The following is a 16,272-nucleotide window of genomic DNA, read 5'->3' as shown; positions in this document are numbered from 1 at the left end:
TTAATGATAATTGTTTTACTAAGAGGGGGCCTAGTATACAAAAGAAAGCCCGGCGGGAATACCGCCGGGCTGTAAGGATATGACACAAATGTGAAAAGTTATTTGTCGTTTAGCGAATCCAAGTAACGTTCTGCATCTAATGCTGCCATACAACCAGTACCAGCAGATGTGATTGCTTGGCGATAGTTGTGGTCCATCACATCACCCGCAGCAAAAATACCTTCGATGCTGGTTTGCGTTGCGTTTCCTTCAAGGCCTGACTTGACCAAGATGTAACCATCTTTCATTTCAAGTTGGCCTTGGAAGATTTGCGTATTTGGCTGGTGGCCAATCGCGATAAATGCGCCCATGACGTTGAGGTCTTCGAGTTCACCTGATTTTACATCTTTCAAGCGTACGCCGGTGACACCCATCTCATCACCCAATACCTCTTCCAGTACACGGTCGGTATGAAGAATGATATTGCCGCTCGCCACTTTATCCATCATACGATTGATAAGGATTTTTTCTGCACGGAAACCGTCACGACGGTGAATTAGGTGCACTTCTGAAGCGATATTGGATAAATAAAGTGCTTCTTCAACCGCGGTATTACCGCCGCCTACAACCGCCACTTTTTGATTACGGTAGAAAAAGCCGTCGCAGGTTGCACACGCTGACACGCCACGTCCTTTGAATGCTTCTTCAGACTCCAAGCCAAGGTATTTTGCAGACGCACCCGTAGAAATGATCAGTGCATCGCAGCTGTAACTGGCGGCATCACCTTTAAGGACAAATGGGCGTGTAGAGAAATCCACTTCATTAATGTGGTCGAATATGATCTCGGTTTCAAAACGCTCCGCATGCTCTTTCATGCGATCCATCAAACCTGGGCCGGTTAATCCTTCAGGGTCACCTGGCCAGTTTTCAACTTCGGTTGTGGTGGTTAACTGACCACCTTGTTGCATGCCTGTAATTAGCACAGGGTTGAGGTTTGCTCTCGCCGCGTAAACTGCTGCGGTATAACCCGCAGGGCCAGAACCTAGAATTAGTAATTTACTGTGTTTAATGTTGCTCATTCGCACTCCCTAGCGGGCAGTTAAGTTTGTTGAGATTGTATGGAAAATTTGGCGCTAATAAAAGAATAAACCAAGAGCTTATAACGAATTTCTGGTTATAGGTTATACCCTCCGACTCGAAGTTATCGAACGGTTGGTTAAGTCCGGGTGATCATTCTCATTTCATGGTTATTTTTCGTTAGAGGTTGCTCTTCCTCCTACCGTATATGATGTCAAATTATTGGTTTTTTTGATCTTGTGTAAAGTGATCATAGAGATAAAGTGACTTCTATCTATTTGATTTTTATGATGTGGCATTCATGACTAGCAGACTGAACTGCTTTTTTTAAATGTTAAGTTTTTGTTTTGGTCTTATCGGTTGCATTTTTTGCCTTTATTGGTTTTATATTCTTTGTTGGGCTGTTTTGTGGAGTTTTTTGTGGTAAAAAGTTGATCTTGCAGTGTTTTGGCGTATTCTACATTTGTTTGTGTTAACAATAAAATAACAAATGTATCAATCAAAGGAGTGAATGATGCTGCATTCGCACGAGAGTACCCTACATTTAACTCAACTCAGCCGTCGCGCCATCGAACAGTTGTCGCCATCTTTTTCCAAGTTACCTCACACGGAGCATGCGGATGGCAAATTCCGTTTAAGACGCTATTCCGTCGTCTCCTTGCATCAAGGTCGTGTGATTGAACTGGACAAGCATGACTTTGTACAGACTTCAGATATCAACCGTTTCCAAGGTGATGTGGTTCGACAGTTTTCTCCGATTGAAGAGAGCACACTCAATAGCGAAGGTTTTCGTGAGATGTGTCAGTTGTTTGCTGTGAAGAATGACCTGAGAGATGGACAGGAAATCGAAGTGCATCAAATCCGCATTACCGCAATATATGATGAGACGCAGGTCGCCCCTGAAGGTGTGCACCAAGACGGATTTGATCATATTGCGATTGTTGGTGTTGGCCGCAATAACATCGAAGGGGGGGATATCATGCTGTACAGTGATTTTCACTCTGAGCCGTTTTTTAGAAAAGTGTTGAATAATGGTGAAATCGCGATGCTGGCAGACAGCAAGTTGTGGCACAACGCCAAACCCATTCGCACCATTGAGCAAGAGCGTGAAGGTCATATGGATGTGTTTGTGTTGACGGCAAAAGGAATGGCACATGAATTGGTCGCCTAATCAAGTTCGAGCGCAGTTTTCTGCGTTGGCACAGTACCATAACCAAAGGCCAGTAACGTTTTTTGATGGGCCGGGCGGATCGCAAGTACCGCAATCTGTGTTGGATGCCATGGTCGGCTACCTTGGGCATTTTAACTCGAACTTAGGCGGGCACTATTTTTCCAGTCATAAGACGGTTGAGGTAATGAAGCAAGCGCGCCAATCTGCGCAAGCATTACTCAATGCGCCATCGCAAGACAATATTGTCTTCGGTGCGAATATGACCTCTTTGACGTTTCAGTTAAGTCGAGCCATTAGCCGAGATTGGCAGGCGGGGGATGAAGTCATTGTCACCGCGTTGGATCACTATTCCAATGTCTCGAGCTGGGAGCAAGCTGCAGAAGACAAAGGCGTGACCGTTCACCAAGTGCGGGTTAACCCTGAAGATTGCACCTTGGATATGGAACACTTCAAACAGTTGCTCAATGCTCGCACTAAATTAGTGGCCGTCACCTTTGCCTCGAATACCACGGGCACCATTGTTGATATTGCGTCAGTGGTGAAGTTAGCGCGAAGTGTGGGCGCTTTGGTGTATGTGGATGCGGTGCACTATTTGCCGCACCACTTAGTGGATGTGCAAGCCTTGGGTTGTGACTTTCTGGTCTGCTCGGCATACAAGTTTTTTGGTCCTCATGTGGGCATTGCTTATGTCGCTTCCCCTTGGTTAGAGACGCTGCGCCCTTATAAAGTGGAGCCTGCCACGAACATTGGGCCGGGCCGTTTTGAAACAGGTACGCAAAGCTTTGAAGGCTTAGCGGGGGTGTCTGCAGCCATTGAGTACCTCGCTCAGTTCGGAGAAGAAGGTGCTAGTTTGCGCCAGCGGCTAGAGCAAAGTTACGCGCTTTATGCTCAACATGAGCAAACATTAAGCCAACATTTTTTGCAGCGTTTGTCGGCACTTGATGGGGTCACGTTATACGGTATCAATGACGCCTCAAGTGATAAGCGAACCCCGACATTTGCGATGACAGTGGAGGGCTATTCTCCAGAGTTTATTGCAAAAACATTGGGTGAGCACAACATCTGTGTCTGGAATGGCCACTTTTATGCCCTTGGCCTGATTCGGCAATTAGGGTTGGAGTTCAGCGGCGGAGTGATTCGGATTGGTTGTATGCATTACAACACAGTCGAAGAGGTCGACTTGTTGTTTAATGTTTTGGAGAGCATTATCGATCAACGAAACGCATAGTACGAAAAGAGCCAGCGAATGCTGGCTCTCAGATTGATGACGAACCCCGCTTTTTAAGTGGGGTTCTTTTTTGGAAGCGACCGTAGGTCGCGATCGTGATTTTTTTTTGTTATATCGTGCGCAGAAGTTCCCATTCATTACATGGGTATACAGAAGCAAGTATCTGCCTTATTTCTGCCATATTTAAGCCCATTTTTCGTAGATAGTTCACCACCAACGCTATCTTCTTGATGTTTTGGGCTGCCGCTGCCAACCAACATTGCATTTGCACGTTGGCTAGACCTCGGAAGCGAGCATAACGATGACCATGATGTTGCTTGGCATCTGCAAAGCTCCGTTCTACTGTTTCACTTCGACGTCGATAGGTCTTCTTACCATAGGAAGAAAGCCGCATTTGATTTGCTCTCTCTACGGCATCGCTATAGATATGCCGAGTAATCACTTTCTTCATGTTTTTGCTTTGAGTACAGTCATCCCTCATTGGACAGAACGCACACTCTTTCGGGTCTGAGTGGTATTCTCGGTAGGCATCGCGTGACGTGGTTTTATAAAGCAACGCCTGACCATTCGGACACTGGTAGCAGTCTCTTTGCGCATCGTAAGTAAAGTGTTTCTTTTTGAACGCATTTTTCGTTCTCGATGGACGTCGATAACCGAACACGCCAAGAATACCTCGACGTTCAAGTGACTCCGCCACTGGAGCGGTAAAGTAGCCCGCATCCAGTCCAACGGCTATCGGGTTCAATTGGAATGTAGCAAGCGTGTAATCTAAGCGTTGAACGTAAGGCTGTGAGTCATTGATGTTGCCCGCGGTGGTATAGGTATCGAGGATAATTCCATGTTGACCATCAACGGTTCGATGGTCGAGGTAGAAGAAGCCTTGTGGCTTATTATCACGAGTCATGAAGCCACTCTCTGGGTCAGTGGTGCTGGTTTTGGTATTCTTTGTTTTTGACTCTGATTCACGAGCCTTAAGAGGCTTCTTACCCGCTTTTTCTCGGTCTAACGCGACGTCGTCATCCAGCATATCAAGATAGGCACTCGCGCGAACCGCCGTGACTTTATTGGTGTGTTTATTCTTGTTGGCGTTCGCTTTGAGATGAGTACTGTCCGTAAAGAGCTCTTGACCCGCGACCAAGCCTTTCGTCATGGCTTGCTCTACGATATTGATAAAAATACGTTCGAATACATCCGTGCCATTAAAGCGACGAATGCGGTTTTGGCTTAGAGTCGAAGCGTGGATGACTTTCTCTGTTAATGACATCCGTAAGAACCAACGGTAAGCGACATTCACTTCAATTTCTTTAACGAGCTGACGCTCACTTTTTATACCAAAGATATAACCAAGCAAGATGATTTTGAAGAGACGAACAGGGTCAACAGGTGGACGCCCATTATCTTTACAATAAAGATGAGCGACTTCATCACGAATGAATTCAAAGTCGATAGCATTATCGATTTTGCGCACTAAATGGTTTTTAGGAACTAACTGTTCCATCGTCACCATTTCCAGTTCGTATTGTTGCGGAGTCGGTTCTTGAAGCATATCGGAGTATCCATATTTCGATACCCCTATTAGATCAAAGGTCTAGCTCGAAAGCTAGACCTTTGTCAGCAGTCTGAGAGCCAGCGAATGCTGGCTCTTTTGTCTCATTAGGCTTCAAATTCCACTTCATAAGAAGTGAATTTGCGAACATTAATCACGCCCGTATCCAAAATCAGATACTGCCCCTTTATGCCTTGAAGTACGCCACTCACCACCGGATTTTTATCAAAGTTGTGCGACTTGATTTTGCTTGGATGTTGCTCCACTGGGTATTGGATGCTGGTGGTTGCGTCCTGAAGAATCTCGATACTGTCATCGCCGTACTTGGCACGAATTTCACTGATTTTTTCTTCAATCAATGGCAGCAATTGTTGCGCTCGCTCTTCAAGCGGAAGAGGTGTGCCATCCCCTTTGAGTAACGCTTGCCAATTGGTTTTATCAGCAATGTGTTTTGCCAGCTCGACTTCAATCAGACCGGAGATTTGGCGAGTCTTCACTTTCAGAATCGGTAAGCCTTGCGTCGCACCTTGATCGATCCAGCGGGTTGGGATCTGCGTATGACGTGTAATGCCGACTTTTAAGCTTGATGTATTAGAAAGATAAACATAGTGATCAACCATGCAGTGCGTGTCTGCCCATTCAGGCTCACGACAGGTTCCTTGCTCATAATGACAGGTTTCTGGCTTCATGATGCACATGTCGCAGCTCGCCAGTTTACTCATACAGACGTAGCAGTGACCTTGCGCATAGCTCTTCTTGGTTTTTTTACCGCATGAACAACAAAAAATGTTGCCTGTGTGGGTAAGGGTGATGCTCTGGCCGATAAAAGGCGTCAACGAAATTTCAGTGTCTCCAACAGGCAGTCGGTATTGCACCACACCCTCTAAAGTTGCACGCATTTTGTCCAGCGTGCCTTTCGCATTTGTAGTCATGACATTACTCATTATTTGTTTTTGCGGAAGTATATACCCAAACGGTAACAAAATGCAGGTTGCGAGTCGGTTCGCGTTATCGCGATTACCATCCCCCATTGAGGTGATAGTGGTTATACAGTGGTTTCGTTATTGTTATAAAACTTATTTAACGTCGTGAACCAGGTCGCATTTGCTTACATAATTGAACGCTAATTTATATTGGAATTAACATCACATTTATTCTGCATGGTATAGTGTATCTCTATTGAGAACAGGTAAAAAATAACAATAAAAATATTGACATTTAGTTTTAATTGGTGGGTTGAGTTGTTTTTTGGAGGCTGATGATGAAATGGATACATAAACTTATTTTTGCTCTCGCAATATGTACCATCAGTTTAATAGCGCTTTATAGTGTGTTAGGTGACACAAGAAAACTTGTCATCACACCAGAACGTTTTGCTTATTTTGCCACCGATGATCGGGCAGCAGGCGGTATTACGACGACGGAAATGGCGATTGATGGCCAAACGATCGATTTAAGCTGTAACATGCAAACGGCGAGCTACCCGTGGCCTTACTGTGGTATTTCGATTTTTACTGACACACTTGAAGCGACGAAAGGTATCGACCTTTCCAACTACCACACGATCCGTCTCAAGCTCAGCTACGACAAAACGGGCGAATCCGATGGTCGATTGCGCTTTTATTTGCGTAACTTTAATCCGGCTTACTCCACCGCAGATAATGAGTACACTTACAAATACAACGGCATGGAGTTCACACCGAGTGCCAGCGTGGAAACCATTGAGATCCCCCTCGCGAACTTGCAAGTCATGACTTGGTGGCTAGCCGACAATAAGATTCCGATTGAACATTCTGCACCAGAATATTCCAACGTGACACGAATTGAGTTGGCGACAGGCTCAGGGGCGGCAAATGGAGAGCACCATATCCGTATCGAACGCATTGAGTTTGAAGGTGCGTATTTGGCACAGGAAACCCTGTTGTTTGCTTTGTTGCTTTCTTGGGTATTATTGGGACTGGCTTTTTCTTTGAATGAACTACGTAAAAGTAAGCACAACCTAGCTGAGTCTCGTTTTCGCCAAGAGCATTTAAGAAAGATGAATGCGGATCTTCGCGCGCAGAATTACGAGTTTGCTGAACTTGCTCACCGCGATGCGCTGACTGGTGCGATGAACCGTCATGCGGTTCGAACTTGGTTGGAGAAAAAAGCGCGTACGGTACGTTGGGGGCAAGAACAGCTGTCAGCTCTCTATCTGGATCTGGATAAGTTCAAGCGCGTTAATGACCGCTATGGCCATCAAATGGGGGACGACATCCTACGTGAGTTCGTGTTGGTGGTCGCCAGTTCTTTAGAAGAAGGTGAACGCCTGGTTCGATGGGGCGGTGAGGAGTTTATCGTCTTTCTTCCAGAAACCACGCTGCAACAAGCCGTAGAAAAAGCAGAAATGATTCGTAAAAATGTTTCCAATCATCTTTGGGTGCATGGTGGCATGCTCACTTGTAGCATCGGCGTGGCGCAGATGCAGGAAGAACGAGTAACGGAGTTTCTCGCTCGTGCCGATGACGCACTCTATCAAGCCAAACATCGCGGACGTAACCGAGTCGAAGTGAACTACGGTATGCAGAAGACAACCAGCGAATGTGGTTAGAGCTCGGCAATTGCCTTGAACAGACGAAGCCATCCAGATTCGGGTGGCTTTTTTGTCGCTTGTTTTTGTATTGCTTATTTTTTACGTAGCAAACGTGTCACTGAGATGTTTTTCTCAAGCTCGTATTTAGATTGAGGGTTCTGAGAGGCGTATAGATAGCGCTTACCGTGCTCAGCAACAAGTGAGACACCCTCTGGAGAACTAACATTCGAGCGATAAAAAAGGTGGCCGAAAGGCCACCAACGCGAAACTACAGATCCACCCGGGGGAAGTGAGGGTGCAGAGTATTCTCTAACCTGCAGTTGTAGTGCTCATTGATGTTTACCAGAACATCGTTGCGAATAGAGTCAGAGCGGCGATACATACGATGTTTAGTACCATACCAATACGCATCATCTCTTTTTGCTTGATATGCCCTGTCGCAAAAACAATGGCGTTTGGCGGTGTCGCCACAGGCAACATAAAGGCACAAGACGCAGAGATGGCGATCAAGGCAGACAGTACAACAGGTGATAGTCCTAGAGCTTCTGCAATCGTGGCAAATACAGGTACCAGAAGTGCAGCGCTGGCGGTGTTACTTGCAAACTCTGTCAGGAAAACCACAAAGGTGACAACAGCAAGAATGGTTAACAAGATGCCAGCTTGCTCAAGGAATGCACCTAGGCCTTCTGCAAGGAATACACTGGTGCCTGTTGCTTTTAACACGTTGCTCAAACAAAGGCCGCCACCAAACAGAATGAGTACGCCCCAATCGGTTGTTTTCTCGATGTCTTTCCATTCCACCGCACGCGAAACACCCAGCGCGACAATGGCACCGATAGCCACAAGGGTATCAAAGCTCTTGAAGCCACCTAACATCGCATTGACTGGTTTAGAGAAAATCCACAGTGATACCGTTACAAGGAAAATCGCAAGGGTGATTTTCTTACCGTTGGTCCATTCCACTGGCGTGTGGTCCAGCTCAAAAGAGTGCTTAAGGTTCGGCTTGGTCATTGAATACAGTACAATCAATGCAATAGGCAGTAACAAGATGGTGATAGGGAGACCGAGTTTCATCCAGCCAGTGAAATCAAGGCCAACTTCAGCTGCGGCAATGGCGTTTGGCGGGCTACCTACTAGTGTGGCGATACCACCAATCGAGGCGCAGTAAGCAATACCAAGTAAAACGAATAGGTAAGTGCTGTGACTTTTCTCTCTATCAAGTTTGCTCATGACCCCTAATACAAGCGGTAACATCATGGCGGTAGTCGCTGTGTTCGAAATCCACATCGAAAGCCCGGCGCTAACACCAAAAAGCATAAACACCGCAGTCGACATCTTGCCTTTCGCTAGGATCAGCACTTTATCTGCGATGGCTTGATCCAATTTCTGTTTATGTAGTGCGGCGGCAAGAGCAAAACCACCCAAAAACAAAAAAATGATCGAGTTGGAGAAGTTATTCAGCGCTGCTTGTGTATCAAAAACGCCCATGAAGACGGCGAGCATCGGGACGAGCAGCGCGGTGATGCTAACGTGAATGGCTTCTGTAAGCCAAAGTACCGCGACAAAGGTAAGGATACTGAGTCCAACGACTACTTTAGGATCAAAAGGTAGAGTGGTCATGAGGGTAATAAACAACAAAATATTCGCGATGAATATCATGCTGTTTCTGGTGAGTAACCAGTTCTTTAACGTAACAGCGAGTGCGGTCATAGCATGTGCTCCTTTTGCTTCGCCTCTGTAGGGTTATTGTTTTGTCTTTCCTGAGTGGCTATGCCACTTAAAAAGAGATGTGAGGCGTAAATACTGACTTGCGTTACGTGAATGTTATGAGTTTTGTGGGTGTTGTGTTGGTGATAATTAACGTTGTAATAACAAACTGTGAGGTTTAAAAAGTAAAAGGTGTAGATTTCTACCCATTTATTGAGAAAGGGAATCGGACCCTTCTGCTGGTGGCTGAGAAAGAGGCGTTTCTAATGGTTCGAGCGCAATGGGTTCTTGTGGACCAAGGAAGCGAGGTTGCGTGTTAATGACGTAAAGATCGATAAACGCTTTGACGCGAGCCAGTACTTCTCGACTGCGCATCGACCAAATTTGCTTGCTGTTACTTGGGCCGGAAACGGCTAAACAGCGTGCATTGATCTGATAAGCATTGGCAATAAACAAGGCTCGTTCACAGTGAAAACGTTGTGTGACGATGAGGAAATGATCGGAAGCAAAAATTTTCTTTGCGCGAACAATGGAGTCTAAGGTGCGAAAGCCTGCGTAGTCGAGGTGGATGTTCGTTTCGGGTACGCCTGCTTTGAGTAGATCACGTTTCATGGTCCACGGTTCATTGTACGAGCGATGGGCGTTGTCGCCACTCAGCAGCAAGTGTTGCACTTTGTTTTGTCGGTAAAGCTCAATGGCGGCATCAATGCGATGTGTGTAGTAAGTATTGAGTGTGCGGCCAATGTATTTACTGGTTCCTAGCACCACGGCGACATCAAAACCTTCCACTTGATCATAGCTGGTGATGATTTTGTCGGAGGCCTGCAAGCTTACCCAGCGGTCCACGATAATGACAAATAATATCGCGCAGAGTATTGCAACGAGTGATCCCCCAATCAGCCGTTTTAAACTTATCCAACTTTTCAAACCGGCTAGGCGATCAAACACGACATATCACTCCATCTCTTTCTAAGTCCACATCTTAACGGAAAGTCACAGAAGAGTTGAAGTCAATTTCTGGTGAAATCTCTCATTTTTGCTGTCAAAAAAGCCCTCGCGAAGAGGGCTGTTTTGGCTAGGATTAAAACGCTGTGCGCTTGTAACGGCGGTATACCGGTTGCCAGAAATGTTGTTCAATAGCGACTTGCAGCGCATCGTCAGCAATTTCCAACGCCACCCCTTGTTCGATGGCTTTTTTCGCCACTGCGTAAGCAATGCGTTTTGATACGGTGTGGATCTCTTCCAGTGGTGGCAGGAGCGCGCCTTTGCCATTGATTGCCAACGGAGAACACGTCGCCAATGCGCGGCTTGATTCCATCAACATTTCGTCTGTAACACGTTTGGCGTTGACGGCCAAGACACCCAAACCGATACCCGGGAAGATATAACTGTTATTGCATTGTACGATTGGGTAGGTTTTGCCTTCATGAATCACAGGATCGAACGGGCTGCCAGTGGCTACCAATGCGTCGCCGTTTGTCCAGCGAATGATATCCGCAGGCACCGCTTCCACTCGGCTAGTTGGGTTAGATAGTGGGAAGACGATTGGACGAGGGCAGTGCTTGTGCATCTCTTGAATGACTTCTTGAGTAAACAAGCCAGGAGCGCCAGAAACCCCGATCAATACGGTTGGTTTTGCGTTCTTCACCACATCAAGTAGCGAGAAGCCATTGGCTTCGGTTTCCCATTTCGCCGTCACGGTCTGTTTTTGTACCAGACGTTGTTGGAAATCAAGCAGGTTTGGCATGCCTTCTTGCAATAAACCCCAACGGTCAACCATGAAAACTTGAGAGCGCGCTTGCTTATCTGAAATACCTTCCGAGACCATTTGTGCAATGATCGCTTCGGCAATACCACAGCCGGCAGAACCTGCGCCGAGGAAAGTAATGCGTTGCTCAGAGAGCTTGCTGCCAGCCGCTTGACACGCTGCCATCAAGGAGCCAACCGTTACTGCCGCGGTGCCTTGGATATCATCATTGAAGCAACAAATGCGGTTTTTGTAACGCTCAAGTAGCGGCATCGCGTTTTTCTGTGCGAAGTCTTCAAACTGAATAAGTGCATCTGGCCAGCGGCGTTGAACCGCTTGGATGAACTCTTCAACAAATGCGTCGTAATCTGCACCCGTAATGCGCGGGTGACGCCAGCCCATGTACATTGGGTCAGCAAGACGTTGTGGGTTATTGGTACCGACATCCAATACGATAGGCAAGGTGTAAGCTGGGCTGATCCCGCCACAAGCGGTGTAAAGAGAAAGCTTACCGATAGGAATGCCCATGCCGCCGATGCCTTGGTCACCCAGGCCAAGAATACGCTCACCATCGGTCACCACAATCACTTTCACGTTGTGGTTAGAGGCGTTGTTCAGAATATCGTCAATACGATCACGGTTTGCGTAAGAAACGAATAACCCACGGCCACGGCGGTAAATATTGGAGAAGTTTTCACACGCCGCACCCACGGTCGGGGTGTAAATGATCGGCATCATCTCAGTGATGTGATTTTGTACCAAGCGATAGAACAAGGTTTCGTTGGTATCTTGGATATTGCGCAGGTAGATGTGCTTATCCATGTCACTCTCGAACGCTTTGTACTGCATGTATGCGCGTTCAACCTGCTCTTGAATCGTTTCCGTTGTTTCAGGAAGCAGACCTTCAAGGTTAAAAGAGATGCGTTCTTCCGCTGAAAAAGCGCTGCCTTTGTTTAGTAATGGGGTACTCAGTAGCGCCGGACCCGCGAACGGGATGTAGAGTGGGCGTTTATCGTTATTCATTGGGTGCCTTAGTAGGGTTTTTGAGGAAACGCTAAAAATGATAACGGCTTCACTAATTGGTTGTAAATAGCGCTTGATATACATCAAATCAAACGCACAAAAAAAGTTGCTTAATGCGCGAAATATCAGCATTCAAACATCCACGTCCGAGCGTTTTAATACTGAATCAGAGAGAAATGACCAGTGTACGCCCCTGTGATGAAAGTTTAAGGGTATACTCCGAAACAAATTTAAACGCAGTGAAATTTTATGTCCGCACTTCCTATCGACGCCATTAAAGCGCAATTTGATCATCACCTTGGCCAAACTCATCTTGTGGTGGAAGCTGAAACTGGCTCAGGAAAATCCACTCGCTTGCCATTGTGGGCGGCAGAGCACGGTCGAGTGCTGGTGATTGAACCAAGGCGAATTGCTTGTACGTCATTAGCCGAGTTTTTGGCTGAGCAATCTGGTCAGCCTTTGGGGAGTAACGTCGGGTATGCGATCAAACTTCAGGCCGCTTATGACGCGCAGACCAATATCGTGTTTGTGACTCCGGGTGTGGCATTACGTTTGTTAGCGGAAGATGGCCTGAGTGCGTTTGATATCGTTATTATTGATGAATTTCATGAGCGTCGATGGGACATGGATCTCCTCACCGCGATGCTCAAAGCGCAAAATAAGCATCGGTTGGTTTTAACCTCAGCGACGTTGGCGGGTGAAAAACTGGCGAAATATCTCAATGCCGAACGTTTGCAATCTCAAGGCCGCTGTTACCCAGTTAGCATTGAATACCGAGCCAAAGAGAGCCACCTTTTGCCCAGCAAGAAACAGTGTGAGCAAGACGTGATGGCCGCGATCAATGAAGTGTTACAAACCGAAGGGCAAGATATCTTAGTTTTCTTACCCGGCAGGAAAGAGATTTCAAACATTGCCAGTCAGTTGCAAGCGCAACCCTCTTTGGTTGTGGCAAAGCTGCATGCCTCCGTTTCAGATGAAGAGAAACGCATAGCTTTAAGCGTGCAAACCCAGCGTAAAGTGGTTTTAGCGACCAATGTGGCGGAAACCTCGCTGACGATACCGAACATCACCACCGTGATTGACAGTGGCTTAGAGCGACGCACCATACAACGAAATGGTCGAACAACCTTGATCCTTTCCCATATTTCCAAGGCCAGTGCGGCACAAAGAGCAGGGCGTGCTGGTCGTGTTATGGCTGGCCAATGTTTGCGTCTGTACGGTGAACACGCGCCACTTGAACTTGCCACGCCCCCCGAACTGCAGCGAGAAGAACTCAGCGAGCCGATGTTGGCAGCAGCCTGTTGTGGCTATCGCTTGGCCGAGCTTGAGTTTTTAGATGGTTTGCCAGAGAAATCCCTTGTGCAGGCACACAAGATACTCAATGACATGCAGGCCATCACAGCCGAAGGCAAAGTGACCGAGCACGGACAAAAGCTCTATCCTCTACCTGTTGACACGCTATACGCTGACCTTGTCACTCGCATGCCAACCAAGGCACTCAAAGAGGCCATGATTGATCTCGCCGCTGGTCTCTCTGTCCCTGCGGCGCTCTATCAAATCAAAGGGGGAGAAGAAGCTGAGAAGCTACGTGAACAAGAGCCGCAACAGTGCGACGCCACGTTAATGATTCAGCTCATTCGGGGTCAGCGCTTTAGTGGTGTGATCGTAGATGACGGGGCGTTAGACGAAGCACGAGGCTTGTCTCAACAAATGCGCGACCTCTTTGAACTGCCTGATCTTGAGGTGAGTTCGAGATACACGCGTGTTGAACTGGTCACGGCCATCGCTCGTTTGCATCCAGAGTTGGTCTTTATCCGCCGAGCCAAACGACGTGAGGCGTTGGGGAATGGAAAGATGGAAATGATGGTCGGTCGCCAAAGCCGATTTTCTGACAAACACGAGCTAGCGCTTGTGTTAGATAGCCATAGCTTGCCGGGGAAAGGCGTGAAACAGACGCTCAATTTAGCCAGTGTGATCATGCCCGCTCCGTTGACCTTGATTAACGAGCTCGAGCTAGGGGAGTGGCGACAAGGGGAAACTCGCCCATCAAACGATGCGGTCGAAGTGGAGATGCAACTGGTTTACGCAGGTCGAGTGGTGGAGAGCAGGCTGGAACAACCTCAAGGAGAGGATGCCATTGAAACCATCGTCGCTCTGGTAAAAACAGGCCAGTTGCTGCCGGATCTCTATGCGTTTGTCACGACACAAATGACGCATTGGCACTTGTATTGCGCGTTGGGCTTAAATGAAGAACAACGCCCCATCGGATTGTTGGATTTTGACCAATGGTTGCGCGAGCAGCTTCATGCCATGGGAGTGAACGAAGTGGATGAAATGGCACTGTTTGAAAGCTGTGATTTCCCGTATCGAGGTATCCCAGATTGGCAATACAAGGATTTTGCTGAGCAATTTCCGTTATCGCTCTCTTTGCCAGATTTACAGCTGACGGTGGAATATTTTCCTGCTGGCAAATTGGTGCAAGTGGTCTTCGCTGGTGGCAACCGCAAAGGCGATCCTAAGCGTTGGGAACTGCCTCGTTTTTCCGGTTGGCGAGTGCAATATCGTAAAGCGAGTCGAGTGATTGATGTTCGTTAAAATAAGGGTGGTGTTATGTTAATGGTGGGTGAGAGACATTTTGCTTTGAAATGATTGGGTTGGAATAATATTTGCTTTATTGAGCGATGAATGTTTTCATTTGCCGCTTTATGGCAACTTGCTCAAGCCCTTGTTTAGTGTTTGAAAGAGAAACAACGGTTCTCGAACAAATAGCTAAGCGTCAATCACTGAAGGAACACAATGAAGTTTAAAGCGCTCGCATTGCTCTTAACCGCCCCTTTGTTTGCTCAGGCGAAAAGCCTCAATACCATTTCCAGTTATGAAGATAACTATGCGATTGGCACTTATACCTCCGATATCAATGATGAAGCCTATGAAGCCAGTGGTTCTGGTATGGATAATTTGCAGCACTTCGAAGTGAAGTTTCAGCTCTCGGTTTCGGTTCCTCTCTATCGATTCAGTAAAGCCACTGCCGTCGTTGGTTCCTATACGCAAAAATCTCTTTGGCAGTTGGCCAATTCAGATATTTCTTCTCCCTTTAGAGAAACCAACTATAAACCACAGCTGTTTATTGCTCATCAAAGCAATATGCTGATCTTTAACCATTTGGAGGCGGGTTATAAGCACGAGTCTAATGGTCGTTCATCGGCGTTATCTCGTAGTTGGGATCGTCTCTACCTTGCTGCAGAGCGTTTGGATGGACCGTTGGAATACGGTGTGCATCTTTGGTCTGTGGTAGGGGATACATCGGAAAACCGAGATATTGAAGATTACTACGCGCCGTATGAAATTTGGATGAAGCTGTACAGCGCGGCAGGCATATTTAATGCGCGAGGATTCTACAATTGGGATGACAGCCGTGGTGGCGTAGAAGTGGGCTATACCTTTTACTTTAATGATCTGATTGGCATCTACATTCAGGCATACCATGGTTATGGTGAAACTCTGATTGATTATGACCACAATCAAACTCGGATCGGTGCCGGTTTCAAGCTGGTACGCTGGTAAGTACAAACGATGCTCTCCCTCTCTATAAATGGGAGGGTATTTGTTTTAAACGCAAAATATTAATCAATCCGACGCATATCGTTAAAGGGTGTGAGTGACGATTGTTACAACTCTGGTTTTAATATTTCTTTTCCTCTCGAAACTAGGGCATAAAAGACCATTGTTTTATATCCTATTGCTATATCAAAACACTTGACTGATATTGAGTATGTTGTGTTGCCAATCTGTCGGGGGACAAAATGGAAAAACAGGGAAAGAGACACGTCGAATTTGACTACACCAGTTTTCTAGGGGCTTCATGCAGTAAAAAATGGACGTTTTTAGAAGCCTTAACCACCTTTGCTCCAGTCTTTGGTGTGATGTGGAAGAACAGTATCGCAGAGCTGTCAGAACCAGAAGATCGACTTTGGGACGCCGCCTTAAAGAGCATGTCTTCACGCCGTAGCGATGAGTCCAACTTGGTAACGCTACTCAAACTGGCAAAACTGGAGGGGATAGACGAGCTGACGGTGGTGATGCCGTATGCGCTAGAGCCCACCCAGATCGACTTCATTCAAAATCGCAGCGAAAGCAAAATTGACTGCCGAGAGCAAGATGTGTTCGTGATCCGCTTGAAAGATCTCAGTTAACCCAGTTTGATGAAGTAATGTGAAGTAAT

The 16,272-nt window shown here is 46.8% G+C and carries 12 protein-coding genes; 6 read left to right on the top strand and 6 right to left on the bottom strand.

Going from position 1 to position 16,272, the window contains the following annotated elements; genetic code table 11:
- Positions 1–98: 98 nt before the first annotated feature.
- Positions 99–1,058, bottom strand: a complete 960-nt coding sequence (trxB, locus tag AOT11_RS00480; protein ID WP_026050254.1) for a thioredoxin-disulfide reductase — start codon at positions 1,056–1,058, stop codon at positions 99–101.
- Between the two features lie 509 nt (positions 1,059–1,567).
- On the opposite strand from trxB, the gene AOT11_RS00475 reads away from it, so the two are divergent.
- Both AOT11_RS00475 and AOT11_RS00470 read left to right on the top strand, forming a co-directional pair.
- Positions 1,568–2,227 carry a 2OG-Fe dioxygenase family protein gene (locus AOT11_RS00475; RefSeq protein ID WP_017420172.1) on the top strand — a complete coding sequence of 220 codons (660 nt, stop codon included), beginning with the start codon at positions 1,568–1,570 and terminating at the stop codon, positions 2,225–2,227.
- Complete coding sequence (locus AOT11_RS00470) at positions 2,211–3,455, top strand: cysteine desulfurase-like protein (RefSeq protein ID WP_017420171.1); 1,245 nt, start codon at positions 2,211–2,213, stop codon at positions 3,453–3,455. Before AOT11_RS00475 ends, AOT11_RS00470 begins: the two co-directional genes overlap by 17 nt.
- A gap of 109 nt (positions 3,456–3,564) precedes the next feature.
- Here the strand turns inward: AOT11_RS00470 and AOT11_RS00465 are convergent, their stop codons facing one another.
- Both AOT11_RS00465 and AOT11_RS00460 read right to left on the bottom strand, forming a co-directional pair.
- Entirely contained in the window at positions 3,565–5,001 is a 1,437-nt protein-coding gene (locus AOT11_RS00465; RefSeq protein ID WP_017428762.1) for an IS1182 family transposase, read from the bottom strand.
- A gap of 107 nt (positions 5,002–5,108) precedes the next feature.
- Positions 5,109–5,933, bottom strand: a complete 825-nt coding sequence (locus AOT11_RS00460) for a DUF2797 domain-containing protein (protein ID WP_172840591.1) — start codon at positions 5,931–5,933, stop codon at positions 5,109–5,111.
- Positions 5,934–6,262: 329 nt separating this feature from the next.
- Between AOT11_RS00460 and AOT11_RS00455 the strand changes: the two genes are divergently transcribed.
- Positions 6,263–7,591: a GGDEF domain-containing protein gene (locus tag AOT11_RS00455; RefSeq protein WP_017419935.1), complete on the top strand. Its 1,329-nt coding sequence runs from the start codon at positions 6,263–6,265 to the stop codon at positions 7,589–7,591.
- A gap of 321 nt (positions 7,592–7,912) precedes the next feature.
- Here the strand turns inward: AOT11_RS00455 and AOT11_RS00450 are convergent, their stop codons facing one another.
- From AOT11_RS00450 to AOT11_RS00440, 3 genes are all read right to left on the bottom strand, one after another.
- Positions 7,913–9,283 (bottom strand): SLC13 family permease, encoded by a 1,371-nt coding sequence (locus AOT11_RS00450; protein WP_017419936.1) that lies wholly within the window; start codon positions 9,281–9,283, stop codon positions 7,913–7,915.
- A 207-nt stretch (positions 9,284–9,490) separates the two neighbouring features.
- Entirely contained in the window at positions 9,491–10,228 is a 738-nt protein-coding gene (locus AOT11_RS00445; RefSeq protein ID WP_017419937.1) for a SanA/YdcF family protein, read from the bottom strand.
- Between the two features lie 133 nt (positions 10,229–10,361).
- Positions 10,362–12,050, bottom strand: a complete 1,689-nt coding sequence (locus AOT11_RS00440) for an NAD-dependent malic enzyme (protein WP_026050251.1) — start codon at positions 12,048–12,050, stop codon at positions 10,362–10,364.
- Positions 12,051–12,299: 249 nt separating this feature from the next.
- Between AOT11_RS00440 and AOT11_RS00435 the strand changes: the two genes are divergently transcribed.
- The 3 genes from AOT11_RS00435 to AOT11_RS00425 all read left to right on the top strand — a co-directional run bounded on the left by AOT11_RS00435 (position 12,300) and on the right by AOT11_RS00425 (position 16,243).
- Positions 12,300–14,645 (top strand): helicase-related protein, encoded by a 2,346-nt coding sequence (locus AOT11_RS00435; RefSeq protein ID WP_017419939.1) that lies wholly within the window; start codon positions 12,300–12,302, stop codon positions 14,643–14,645.
- Between the two features lie 201 nt (positions 14,646–14,846).
- On the top strand, positions 14,847–15,614 hold the full coding sequence (locus AOT11_RS00430; RefSeq protein ID WP_017419940.1) for a phospholipase A: 768 nt from the start codon (positions 14,847–14,849) through the stop codon (positions 15,612–15,614).
- 239 nt (positions 15,615–15,853) lie between these two features.
- Positions 15,854–16,243: a hypothetical protein gene (locus AOT11_RS00425; RefSeq protein WP_017419941.1), complete on the top strand. Its 390-nt coding sequence runs from the start codon at positions 15,854–15,856 to the stop codon at positions 16,241–16,243.
- Positions 16,244–16,272: the final 29 nt, after the last annotated feature.

Origin of the sequence: Vibrio vulnificus NBRC 15645 = ATCC 27562 (assembly GCF_002224265.1) — a bacterium.
In the GTDB taxonomy this organism is placed as follows: Bacteria; Pseudomonadota; Gammaproteobacteria; order Enterobacterales; family Vibrionaceae; genus Vibrio; species Vibrio vulnificus.
This window is presented reverse-complemented; position numbering and strand designations above follow the sequence as displayed.